5 protein-coding genes and 1 pseudogene are annotated in these 12,228 nt (G+C 30.5%); 1 reads left to right on the top strand and 5 read right to left on the bottom strand.

The features are described 5' to 3' along the window. Positions 1-220 (bottom strand): annotated as a pseudogene (locus ACH2BC_RS13940) (hypothetical protein); the annotation flags it as partial. Between the two features lie 196 nt (positions 221-416). Between ACH2BC_RS13940 and clpB the strand changes: the two are divergent. Continuing rightward, positions 417-3,026: an ATP-dependent chaperone ClpB gene (gene clpB / locus ACH2BC_RS13935; RefSeq protein WP_395054676.1), complete on the top strand. Its 2,610-nt coding sequence runs from the start codon at positions 417-419 to the stop codon at positions 3,024-3,026. Positions 3,027-3,848: 822 nt separating this feature from the next. On the opposite strand, the gene ACH2BC_RS13930 is transcribed toward clpB, so the two are convergent. From ACH2BC_RS13930 to ACH2BC_RS13915, 4 genes are all read right to left on the bottom strand, one after another. Continuing rightward, positions 3,849-4,679 carry a hypothetical protein gene (locus ACH2BC_RS13930; protein WP_395054674.1) on the bottom strand — a complete coding sequence of 277 codons (831 nt, stop codon included), beginning with the start codon at positions 4,677-4,679 and terminating at the stop codon, positions 3,849-3,851. Positions 4,680-4,700: 21 nt separating this feature from the next. Further along, the gene (locus ACH2BC_RS13925) at positions 4,701-4,835 is read right to left on the bottom strand and encodes a hypothetical protein (RefSeq protein WP_395054672.1); all 135 of its coding nucleotides are present in this window, start codon (positions 4,833-4,835) and stop codon (positions 4,701-4,703) included. A 300-nt stretch (positions 4,836-5,135) separates the two neighbouring features. Next, entirely contained in the window at positions 5,136-8,657 is a 3,522-nt protein-coding gene (locus tag ACH2BC_RS13920) for a DUF6443 domain-containing protein (RefSeq protein ID WP_395054670.1), read from the bottom strand. Further along, the gene (locus tag ACH2BC_RS13915; RefSeq protein ID WP_395054668.1) at positions 8,657-12,115 is read right to left on the bottom strand and encodes a hypothetical protein; all 3,459 of its coding nucleotides are present in this window, start codon (positions 12,113-12,115) and stop codon (positions 8,657-8,659) included. Before ACH2BC_RS13915 ends, ACH2BC_RS13920 begins: the two co-directional genes overlap by 1 nt. Positions 12,116-12,228 lie beyond the last annotated feature (113 nt).

Below are 12,228 nucleotides of genomic sequence, written 5' to 3'. Positions count from 1 at the left end.
GTTGAATGTAAATAACATTTTTCTCATCAGAAACTGAAACTGGATTTTTATTACAATAACTATCAAAACTTTGTCCGTTTTCTTTATGTTCATTAAGCCATTCGCCAGGTTTTGGAATACCTAATTTTACATCTAAATAAGCTACTTTATCTAATGGACTTTTACTCTCGTTACATGAAATTAGAAATAGAATTGCAATAATAAATTTTAATTTTTTCAAGATATAGTTTATTGTATTAACTATTTCTTTTTTAATTTATTGTGAAACAAATTAAGAATTTGGCATTCAATCCGACTTTTTGTCGTAAATTTAATAACAAATTCAACTTCTTTTCGGTCATTTTGTCTTCTATTTACTATTGGACTATAAATTGACGAATTATAATCAACAACATTATTACAAATTAAAAAAATATATGAACTTTAACAACTTAACAATTAAGTCGCAAGAAGCATTGCAAAATGCACAGCAAATTGTGCAAAGTTATGGTCAGCAACAACTAGAAAACGAACATATTTTTAAAGGAATTCTAGATGTTGATGAAAACGTAACACCTTTTATTTTAAACAAACTCAACGTAAATATTGATTTGTTTAAAAAGATTTTAGACAGCACAATTCAAAGTTTTCCAAAAGTTTCTGGTGGCGAAATTATGCTTTCTAGAGATGCAAATACCACTTTAACAGAAGCCAACATCATCGCCAAGAAAATGAATGATGAGTATGTTTCTATTGAGCATTTGCTATTAGCGATTTTTAAATCTAAGAGTAAAGTAGCTCAAATTTTAAAAGATCAAGGCGTAACCGAAAAAGATTTACAAGCAGCAATTCAAGAAATTAGAAAAGGAGAAAGAGTAACTTCTGCATCAGCCGAAGAAACTTATAATGCATTGAATAAATATGCCAAAAATTTAAACGAATTAGCACGAACAGGAAAACTTGATCCAGTTATTGGTAGAGATGAAGAAATTCGTAGAGTATTGCAAATATTAACTAGAAGAACTAAAAATAATCCTTTACTTGTTGGTGAACCTGGAGTAGGAAAAACAGCCATTGCCGAAGGTTTAGCGCACAGAATTGTAGATGGCGATGTTCCAGAAAATCTAAAAGATAAAATTATTTTTTCGTTAGATATGGGTTCGTTAATTGCTGGTGCAAAATACAAAGGCGAATTTGAAGAACGACTAAAAGCAGTTGTAAAAGAAGTTACATCGTCCGATGGAGATATTGTACTTTTTATTGATGAAATTCACACATTAGTTGGTGCTGGTGGCGGTGAAGGTGCAATGGATGCAGCCAATATTTTAAAACCTGCTTTGGCTCGTGGCGAACTTCGTGCTATTGGCGCAACAACATTAGACGAATATCAAAAATATTTTGAAAAAGACAAAGCACTGGAAAGACGTTTTCAAAAAATTATAGTTGACGAACCAGATACAGAAAGTGCCATTTCTATTCTGCGTGGTATTAAAGAAAAATATGAAACGCATCATAAAGTTAGAATTAAAGATGATGCGATTATCGCTGCTGTCGAATTATCGCAACGTTACATTACCAATCGTTTTTTGCCAGATAAAGCTATTGATTTAATTGATGAAGCTGCGTCAAAATTGCGAATGGAAATTAATTCTAAACCAGAAGAATTAGATGTTCTAGACAGAAAAATTATGCAATTGGAAATTGAAATTGAAGCTATAAAAAGAGAAGATGACAAAAATAAACTGAAAATTCTAAGTTTAGATTTAGCCAATTTAAAAGAAGATAGAAACGAAATTTTTACCAAATGGAAATCTGAAAAAGATGTTGTAGATAACATTCAAAACATAAAACAAGAAATTGAAGATTTTAAAGCCGAAGCAGAACGTGCAGAACGCGATGGCGATTATGGAAAAGTAGCCGAATTACGTTACGGAAAAATAAAAGACGCACAAGAAAATTTAAACATTTTACAAAAACAATTGCAAGAAAATCAAGATGGAACTTCGCTTATAAAAGAAGAAGTTACACGTGATGACATTGCAGAAGTTGTAGCAAAATGGACCGGAATTCCGATAACAAAAATGCTACAAAGTGAACGAGAAAAATTATTAAAATTAGAAGACGAATTGCATCAACGAGTTGTAGGTCAAGAAGAAGCAATTGAAGCAGTAAGCGATGCTGTTAGAAGAAGTCGTGCAGGATTACAAGACATGAAAAAACCTATTGGTACGTTTTTATTTCTAGGAACAACTGGAGTTGGAAAAACAGAATTGGCGAAAGCACTTGCCGAATATTTATTTGATGATGAAAATTCACTAACAAGAATTGATATGAGCGAATATCAAGAACGTCACAGTGTAAGCCGTTTGGTTGGTGCGCCACCAGGATATATTGGTTATGATGAAGGCGGACAATTAACCGAAGCAGTTCGTAGAAAACCTTATTCTGTAATATTATTAGACGAAATTGAAAAAGCACATCCAGATACTTTTAATATTCTGTTACAAGTGCTAGACGAAGGAAGATTGACCGACAATAAAGGACGCTTGGCCGATTTTAAAAACACTATAATTATTATGACTTCTAATATGGGAAGTGGAATTATTCAAGAAAAGTTTGAAAACCTAAAAGGCAGTGTAGAAGCCGCAACCGAAGCTGCCAAAATTGAAGTTCTTAGATTATTAAAACAAACTGTTCGACCAGAATTTATAAACAGAATAGACGAGATTGTTATGTTTACGCCACTTACGGCAGCCAATATTAATAAAATTGTAAGCATTCAATTGAAAAATGTTATTAAAATGTTGGCTGAGCAAAACATTACAATGGATGCAACGCCAGAAGCAATTGAGTATCTTGCTGAGAAAGGTTTTGATCCTCAATTTGGTGCGCGACCAGTAAAACGTGTTATTCAGCGTGAAGTTTTAAACCAACTTTCTAAAGAAATTTTGGCCGGAAAAGTAGGAACAGACAGTATTATTTTACTAGATAGTTTCAATGGCGAATTGGTTTTTAGAAACCAAACTGAGGTTGAAATTCTTAATTAAAAAAAGTAAAAATTTAATTCTAAAACATCAATTCTTAAATGAGTTGGTGTTTTTTTTGAAGCAAATGGCTTGGGATTTTCAACAATGGCAATTCCAGCTTTCCGTTACAATTTTTCTTTAAACAAAAAAGTTTAAAGAAAAGATTTTCTCTTCAATCTGGGCTAGAAAATTAATGTAAAGCTTATTTATTTAGAAAGTTAAACTAAATTACAATAAAAATGGTGCGAAATAAATTCTTCTAAAGCTACTGCTTGAATCCAATCGCGTGGTTCTAAATAGTTAAAAACTACAACATCAACTAACTATAATTTTCTCCAACACAATATTATTTATTAATCTATTTATAATCTTCTGGTTTAAACACAATTCTTTCTTATATTTAATTATGAAACTTATTATTTCTGCTTTACTCTTAAAGTTATAATTATTTATTTATCAAAAAAACACGCGAAAAGATTCGCGCGGTAACTGGGTAACATTGTGTTTGGTTTTTGATAATAGGAATTTAATAATCGGTTTAAATTGTCGTACTTGTAACCGTAAGTGCGTATCATGTTATCGCTTGAGGTGCGCCAAAAGGTTTCTGATATGTTGCTGTTATAAAGTGGTTTTAGTAATTATTTTGAATTATTATTGTTGCTGCGAGGTAAGAAACCATCGCAGCGCTTCTTAGAGATTTTCATACTTCGTAGAGCTGGGTTTTTAAAAGTAAAAAAGACAAACTCATACAGCTTGTCTTTTTTATAAATTTAAATTTTCAATTGATTAACAATACGTTAACTTTAATAATTCTTTTATCATTAACTTTGAAACATCACCATATTATTTTTGATTAGTATCTTTAAGATATCTTACTATTTTTCTTGCTTTAATTTTAATTTCATCATTTATAAGATCAGTATAATTATCACTTTCCAATGCTTCTGTGATTGTCATTTTCACTTCTGTTTTTGGATCAATATCCCCATATATTATTGCAACTTTTGGTGCTTTTATTTTCTTTTCTTTCAACATATATTCTAAAAAATCAAGATTTTTTAATGTTAAACAATGCTCTATTAAACCAATTTTGTTATCTCCTATTGCGTCAGTTTCTTCTTCGTTCAAGCTAGCACCATACTTTAATAATAATTTTGAAATTTCAATGCATCTCTCGCCTTTTGAATTTGTTTCAGATATTGATTCAAACAATGGTGAAAACACAACCTCCTGACCTTTAGTAGTTACATATTCTAATGGTGTTGCTCTTGCGCCTCTCTTGAGTAATTCTTTGATATAAAAATCATTACAATCTTGATAGATATTAGAATAATCTATTGCTAAATACAAAGCATTAAACTGATTTACAATACCAAAACGCTGGTTTACATCTGCTCCGTTTTCAAGTAAAGCAATAAAGGCATTTTTTTTGTTATTTGCAATGGATAATGCTAGTAAACTCATTTTGTATTGCGGGTCTGAAATATCCATTGGGACATTTTTTTCGCTTATACTACTTTTAATTAATTCAGCATTATCATCTCTAATAGCATAAGCTAAATCTTTAGCAACAGTAGTTTCAAAATTAGAATATCTAAACTCTTTTAATATACCATTTTGCCCATTACATCCATAGAGTGTAATTAATAAAATGCTGATAATTATTTTTTTCATAAATTAATTAATTTTAAATCGTTAAAAATAACGCGGACTTTCACTTACTTCGATATAGCCATCATCTTCATTACCAGTTCTTTGATTACTTCGATAATCGTCTTCTTGTTCGCCGAGAATATTGTACATTCCGCCACCATCCATTTCTTCAATCATGGTATCTATTGAATGACCTGAATAAGTATAACCACCATAACTAATAAGAGCCGGCAGATTTAATAAGAACACTTTGCGGAGTTGGTTAAAGTTTAATTAATTCAATTATTACTTTAAAAATACAAATTATTGCAATCGTTAATAAAATACCAATTCTTTTCAAACTATTTACTTTAGTATATCCATTTCGTTCACTATATTTATTTTTTTTCTCATTGATATAACTGTAATAAATTAAAATAACACATACAATAAAACAAATTACAAATGGAATTATTTCTTGAAAATTTTTCATTTTTATTAATTTTTATGTAATTCTGACATTTTGTCCATCCACCAGTCAGATCCTGCAGCTCCAAGTTCAATTGCTAAATTATCAAATCCTTTAACAATTTCATCTGTTCCATTTCCGAAATACTCATCATAATAACCTGGTATTAATTCAGAACCAATATTCATAATATGGTTTCCCCAATCCATACCGTCATGTCCATCGAATGCATCTTCTGTAAATTCTATTGCAATACCACCCCATGATAATCCTCCACCTACAGCCATCAACAAAGTACCAACTGGTGCGCCTACTACAGTTAAGGAGAGACCAACGCCAACTAAAGAAATAAATGTACCTATTTCCTGAAAATTGCTTGCAACTTCTTCCAATGCTTTTTCATTATTAATTCTATCATCTTTGTTATAACCATCATTGTCATTATCAAAGTCTTCTTGTTCACTATATCTTCCATTATCATAACCGTTGCTTTCATCGGCTCTAGAAAAATCATCTAAACCTCCAATAAATACATTTTCTAGTAATCCACCCATTGGAGCAGCATCTTGATAATGTTCACGGTCAGTCATAACCCCACCAAAACCTGGAGCATGATTTTCTGAATCATAATTTTGTCTTTCATCACCACTTAAATCATTTTCTGGTTCAAGTCCTTCAAGTTCTCGTGAATGTATTACTTGATTACCAGCAAAAGCATATGGTGTCCATTTACTATATTTCTCTGATAGTGGGTCGACACTCATAAACCTGCCCAGTGAAGGATCATAATTTCTCCATTTAAAACTATCCCAATTCAATCCTAGCTCTTCTTGGCGTTCTTGTCCTTGATACTTATAATTATTACCATTTCTAAAATAAGGCGGTGCTGGTTTTAATTTTAATTGTTCTAAAACTATTTCAAAAATTTGTTTGCCACTGTTGTAACCACTGTGTTTTAATCCAAATGGGTAATAATGGTTTTCTTCTACTATGGTTAGTAAATTATTTACTGGGTTTATGGCGTAACTTAATCTTATGTTGCCCAAATGGTCGGTGTAATTGTAAACGTAACTGTATTTTCCTTTGTCTGCAATTACTGGGTCAAGTACAAAGTTTACATAACCTTCTGTCGTTGGAAAGTATTGTAAAATGTTGTCTTTATACTGAAAACCGTTTAGGTAATCGGTTACTGTGGTTGTGTTATTTTGGGTTTCGTTTACCACTTTTTTTACTTTTCTACCTGTTGCATCGTAAAGATAGGTAATTGTGCCTAAGCCTCCAAAATTTATTTGTGTTGGTAGATTTAAATGGTTGTAAAATATTTCTGAAATATGTTTATTTTCATCATAAATCATATTTCCATTATCGTCGTAAACGTAATCTGTTGTTGGGTCGTCGTTTCCTGTGGTTACGTCGTCTTTAAAACCGTTTGGGTTGTTGGTTGCATCGAAAACTGTTGTTAGTTTGTTGCTTTGGTCTTCATAAGTGTAGGTTAGATTGTCTATATTTATGTTTACATCTTGCGAGGTTTCAAAACTTCCATTACGATATAAAGTCATAATATTACCATTTTTGTCATAAGTTAAGTATTCATCATAACTACTGGTTACTCCATAGTTCGGCTTTAAGAAATAGGCATTTAACAATCGGTTTAAATTGTCGTACTTGTAACCGTAAGTGCGTATCATATTGTCGCTTGAGGTGCGCCAAAAGGTTTCTGATATGTTGCCGTTGTAGAGTGGTTTTACTTCATCACCAGAAGTGTATTGTACCTCATCATAATTTATTTTAAAAGCGAATAAATCTGTTGGTGCGCTTGGTTGAGCTAGACTTAACATATCATTTATTCCTGTTAACCAACCTCTAATGTTGTAAGTATAATCTACCTTTTGAATGCCAGTAAATGTGGTAATGTCTGTTCCGCCAACTCGTTTGGTTACTAGTTTGCCTAATTCGTCATATTCGTTGTGCGAAAGTAATTCCCATATTCCATCGTTTACTTTATGAAAATGGTTTACTAGTTGTCCGTTGTTGGCATATTCAAACCTTTCTGTAACATGTATTGGCATTCCGTTAGTTGCTCTTTTATGAAGTGTTAGGGTTTCTAATACTTGACCTTGAAAGTTTAATCTAGATTGTGTTTGGGTAAAACCACCTAAATAATTGGCTGTGTAAGTGTGAATTGGTCTAAATTTTTTATCATAATATACTGTTGTGGTTTCGCCATACTGAATTTCTATTTCAATTAAAACATTTACATAACTTCCTGTTGCAAGACCTTTAGTATATGTAGTTATTGGTGCTGTAAAAACACTACTTGGTGCTGTTTGTGCATTTGGAAAAACATAATCGTCGTAATAATTTTGGGTTAAAAGCACAAATAAACCATGAGTAATTGTTGGAAATGCGGAATTTGTATAAATAGTATTTACACTTTGAGTGTTAGTAGTTTTAGTTTCATTTAAAATTGTAGCATTATTAGCATTTGTTTGCATGTCAATTCTAGAGCTACCATTTTCTAAATATGCTGTGTAAATTACTCTGCTAAAAGCGTCATATTTAGTTATCAACCAACCAGTATTAAAACCTGCTGGACCACTTGGTGGAATACTTGGACCAGTTGCAATTACTCTATCTAGTTTATCATAAACAATAAACTCCCATTGTTTTCCTGGTAGTTTTTTTTCTACTAGACGGTTTCTTGCATCATACCTGTATTGGTAACATAAATTGTTTAAAGCTTGGTCATTTACATTAGTAATATCAACTTTGGGTGGAAATACATAAGTTAAATTTCCGTATTTGTCATATAAATAATAAGTTTCGTGTGCCTCGTCACTATTAAATGTTCGTTTTAAAATAACTTTTCCTTCTTTGTCTTTAAACTCTTGGGTTGTATTGTTGCCATTATGCCCTTGTATCCAGTTTTCGTCTTTGGTTATGGTTTTATATAATTGATTTTTTTCATAAAAACCATCATCTGAAAAAGTTGTTGTATACAATTGGCTGGTATTGTCCCAATCTGCTGATACCTTAAAACGTTTTACTTCGATGGAATCGTTGGTTTGATAATTAAATTTTACAGTATGATCGTTGTTGTCTGTTTCACTACCAATCCAAGATATTCCTGGCGCAGCTTGTTTTAAAACTCTATTTAGTGGTGATGCTTCTAGAAACTTTTTACTAAAAGGATTTTGGTTTAGATATTCTGGATAACCAAGAATATCGTGTAAAGCATTTGGTTCATATTCTAGACCATCAGTTTGTGTGGTGTAAGGCAGATATTCTTTTACTTGTCTGCCATAAACATCATATTCTATTGGTGTTACAATGTTTTTACCAAGTGATGATTGTTTGCTGGCAACAGTTTGTATTGGTCTTCCTAAACCGTCAAAGTAGGTAACTACTTGCGTTGCTTGCTCAATTGTTGGATTGGCGATAGTTGTATTAGTTTCAACTTTATAAGTAGTAACTTTGGTAAAATTTTCTGTAGTTGTTTGTCCCAAAACTAGTAGTGGAATAAAAACTAAAAGGTATAGTATTTTTTTCATTAGTTTTGGATTAGTGGTTTGTAATTTTGATCGAACTCTTGAATTATATTTTGGTTTTTGTCTCTTATGTATTTCAACTTGTGAAGTGCATCATATTCATAAAATGTTCTGTTTCCATTAGGTGCAATTATAGTTTTTATTTGATTGGTAATAGCGTCATAATTATAAATAGAAATCATAGTAGTTGGATATAACGCTTGAAATGCGTTATGATCTGTGTAAGTTGGCACATCTGGCATATTTAATGAAGCGGTATAATTTTCAACTTTTATAATTACTTGATTATTTGTGTTATAAAAATATTTAGTTTTAGTTCCATTTTTTAAAGAAACTACTAACGGATTTCCTTTTGCATCATATTCTGTAAACAACACTCTATCTTCTAACGGTTGATCTGATTTAGAAGTTTGAATAATCTCTGGCAATACCATCTCTGGATTATTGTTCCAAGTTTTAAACAACGTTCGTTGAGTAGAAAGTAAATCACCATTTTTATATTGCTCCACTTGTATTGGTGATGCAACATTGTTTTGTGCGATTAACTTAGCAAAAGCAAAAACATGGGCATTAGTTAAACCAGTCATGTCTGCATTTTGATTTACGTAATAATTTTTGGTTGTGTTAATTTCGCCACTATTAGAAGTTGTTGTGGTAACTTCTGTTGGTAAACCTCTGTAATTGTTGTAGGTATAGGTTTGGGTTGTGGTTAGTTTTTTTACCGATAGATCATCAGGTATTTGTTCAAAAGCTGTATCAACTTCAAATACATTATAATTTGTTATTTCTGGAACAAGACAATCACTAAAATAAGTTGCTTCATTTACAGATTTTAATTTGGTATTATAAGATGTTGTTAAAAATGATTTTATAAAATAATTAGAAGAAATTGTTCCTTCATCTGTACCTGGTTGGAATTCCATTTGACTATAAACTTCTTTTCCAACCAAATTAATATAAAATTTATTTATATTTTCATTAGGATTATCATAAAAATAATCTTTTTGACTTTTTTTATAAAGTGTATTATTTCTTTTTTCAAAATCTATTTGTTGAGAGATTTCTCCACTAAGTGTACCATTATTATTGAGTTTATTGTAAAATCTATTTCTATAAAATTCTGTTTCAAATTGAGGTAATGTTAATGGTGTTACAATACTTCCAAAATCACTACTATACCTATTAAATATTTTTTGTGTACCACCATTTTCAAAATTATCTCCTCCATAACTTATTGTAACAACTTTATAAACTTCTTGGTTGTCATCAACATTGAAACAATTTTGTACCGCATTCGAGTTGATATAAGTATAATATGCTTGATAGGTATAAAAATTCCAAACACATACTTGAGTTTCTACTGGACCTAATCCTGACTTATGTTTTCCTCTAAAGTTTAACATTCCATAAGATAATAATCTTGGTATATGTTCATAACTTACATTTTCGTGATTAAGATATGTTGCAACTTTTTGAGCAGGAACATAATAAAATCTTTTTATTGAAGAAGTTTCATTCTCACTTGGTCGGCTTGTAACTTTTTTAATTCTAATACCTTTTCCATCTTTTATTGTATAACCTGAATACAATTGAAAATTAAAACTAGTATTAAAAGGAGAACTACAAGACACAGATTCATTAAGAAATTCAACTTTAACAGTATATTGTCTATTTTGTACAAAAGTAAAAGATTTAAAAACTGTATTACCAGTTGTCATTCCTAAACTTTGAAGAAATATTGTTGGTGGCAATGGTAAAGTGCCAAGAGTTATGGGTGTAACATCTGTAATAATTAATCTTACTCTTTTATTATGATAATTTTCATAACATTCAGAATCTGTTGAAAGATTTAAAGCAATGGTTACAGTTTGGGTCTCAAATACTGGTGGAAAGTTAATTTGAGTTTCTAATTCAGTATCATATCTTGGAACTTGATTATTAGACAAATTTGCTCCTGTTGAAGATAGTGATGCATTACCTTGATAACGAGTATAAGATTTTTCTTTAACTGGAGTTCCTTCATATTCAAATTCAGTATATCCTTTAGTTGGATATATAATTTTCACTAGAGTTCCTTTTATTGCATAATTAAAATTTACTCTTCTGTTTGCGGCTGAAAAATTATAATTTGCAGAATTAAATGGATGAAAATTTAACTCTGGTAGAGATGAAATATTATTAGTAACACCATTAAAATAACCATAATAATCTTGACCATAAGTAAGTCTATCTGGCAGTCCTAATGGATCTTCATAAATAAAAGAATACTCATCATATTTATTATTTAGATTGTTTTGAATGGCTATATCCTTACTAACTGAAACTTTACTTAAAAAAAATCTTTCTTTAGAATTAGTTGAATTAGAATTTATGTATTCTAGTAAAATATCTTTTATTAAAACACTTTCAGTTTCACTTACAAATTTTTTAATATTTATCTTACTTAATATTCTTTGTGCATTAGCTAAATTAGTGTTTTGAGTAATAAACTCAATAAAAAAATTATAACTTGGACTATGAATTTTTTTTAATATTCGTATTGCTCCTGTATAAGTAATTATAGTTTTTTCTGGATAAGTTTCTGGTGGTGGAGGAAAAGGAGTACATTCATTTATTTCACCCATTGTGCATTCAGTCATTATCCCATAATTCTGAGATTTTGCAATTAAAGCAGCAGATCCTGAAATTGTTTCATAATCAAATAAAATTGTTCCATTTATTGGATGTTCCATTTTCGTCAAATGATATGCGGTTGCACTACCACATGATGAGCAAGGAGTTTGACTAGTTCCTGTTTCAAATTCAATTGCATTACTACCTCCAAAATAATATTTAACACCATCTGGAGATGTTATGATAAAAGCTTGACTTTGCGAAAGAGTTCCAACTATTTCAATTTTTAATTCTGAATCATTTTTAACTAAAGTTGGTACAAGATTATTGTCTAAAAAGAAACTACCAGAATATCCATTGAAATTAAAATTAAATATATCAGCTTCTGTATCAAAAATCATAACACTATTTAGAATCCCAGTTATATAGATAGCTTCTGGTGATCCATCGGCTCCTGAATTTAAAGGCACAGAATTTAAAATTATTCTTTGAGAAGGAATTTCATCTGCTAAATCATTTATAGTTCTAGTAATTAATCCTCCTGTTCTTAAAACCCAATTTATACCTGTCCAAGTCGCAGATTGATCTACTTTTACTCCAGAGGAGGCATAATTTAATGAAATTGACATTGTTAAATTTCCTGCTTTATATTCGTATAAAGGAATTGACGTATTTATCATTCCAGAAAATTCATTTACTGGAATATCTCCATATTTTGTAAATTCAAAAGCTGATGGTGATGGTGGTGTAAAATTTGGCATTGAAACATTTCCAAGAGAAGTATTTGTATTTTGACTGTATGTTATATTCATTAACATCAACATTATTAAAAGTATTCTATTTCTCATAACTCCTTAATTTTTTTTATTGAGTTATATATTTAGCTTCTGTATTATTTGATTTTGATAAATAGGCATTTCTTTCATCATTCTTTCAATTGTCTTGTGAAATATAGTTTCTT

The sequence above is a fragment of the Flavobacterium sp. genome, assembly GCF_043760115.1.
In the GTDB taxonomy this organism is placed as follows: Bacteria; Bacteroidota; Bacteroidia; order Flavobacteriales; family Flavobacteriaceae; genus Flavobacterium.
This window is presented reverse-complemented; position numbering and strand designations above follow the sequence as displayed.